The sequence below is a fragment of the Methanooceanicella nereidis genome (genome assembly GCF_021023085.1).
GTDB lineage: Archaea > Halobacteriota > Methanocellia > Methanocellales > Methanocellaceae > Methanooceanicella > Methanooceanicella nereidis.
Genome location: NZ_PGCK01000034.1, coordinates 1 through 1,020, shown reverse-complemented (window position 1 = coordinate 1,020; position 1,020 = coordinate 1). Strand labels below are relative to the sequence as shown.

At 51.3% G+C, this 1,020-nt stretch carries 1 protein-coding gene; it reads right to left on the bottom strand.

Annotated elements, in window-relative coordinates:
- Positions 1-58 precede the first annotated feature (58 nt).
- Positions 59-955, bottom strand: a complete 897-nt coding sequence (gene hdrB, locus CUJ83_RS15565) for a CoB--CoM heterodisulfide reductase subunit B (protein WP_369424451.1) — start codon at positions 953-955, stop codon at positions 59-61.
- Between the last annotated feature and the right edge of the window lie 65 nt (positions 956-1,020).

Genomic DNA, 1,020 nt, shown 5'->3' with positions numbered 1-1,020 from the left:
CAGTGACAGATGAAGACCCCGACTCTATTTTCTTTACCGTTTGCCATATTTTCATCCCTCATACAATTTTGTCAAGTAATGCGTCTACCTTGATAACGTGCGCATCCAGACCGAGTTCCTCAGGGCTCATACCCTGCGCAAGACCTAACAGCTGTGCATAATGCAGCACAGGAATGTCATACTTGTCACCGAACTTCTCAGCGATCTCAAGCTGACCACGGTCAAACTGAAGGTGACAGAACGGACACACATCAACGACACAGTCAACGCCCATCTCAGCCATGTTCCTGAGCTTCTCGTTGGTCATGTCGAGCGCGTACTCGATCTTGTATCCGCGAACGCCTCCGCCGGCTCCGCAGCACATCATCTTCTCTTTGTACTCAACGCTTCTTGCTCCGAGCGCCTCTACCATCTCATCAAGGAAAGTCGGCTTCTCAGAAGAGAACGACGAACCCTCGAAATGCCTCTCCCTCGCGGGCCTGAGCATGTGGCAACCATAGTGGATACCAACCTTGATACCGTTCAAGGGTGTCACAACACTGTCCCTGATGGCTTTCAGGCCCACATCGTTGTAGAGTTGTTCTGCGATGTGTCTGACTTCTATGGATCCCTGGAATTCCATGCCTGCGAGCTTTAACAGTTCGTTGACTTTTGCCTTTTCGGCGGGGTTGTGTTTGAGTTTGTCGTTGGTGTCGTACAGCGACTTGTAGCAGCCGTTGCATACTACGGTGCAGTCGAGTCCCATCTGTTCAGACAGGCAGACGTTCCTGGCAGCCAAGGCTTCCCAGGTGAGCACGTCCATGGAACCGAATGCTCCCGGCGCGGGACAGCAGGAAGCTCCATTAAGCTCCACCAGCTCAAGACCAAGATTCTTCGAGGTCTTGATAGTCGCTGCCTCAATGCCCGGATATCTGTTCGGTGCGATACATCCTAAGTAAAGTGAAGACTTCATCATTTCTTACCACCCTCAATATCAGCCTTGATCTGCATCAGGCCAGTGGCTTCGAGTATTTTCTGAAT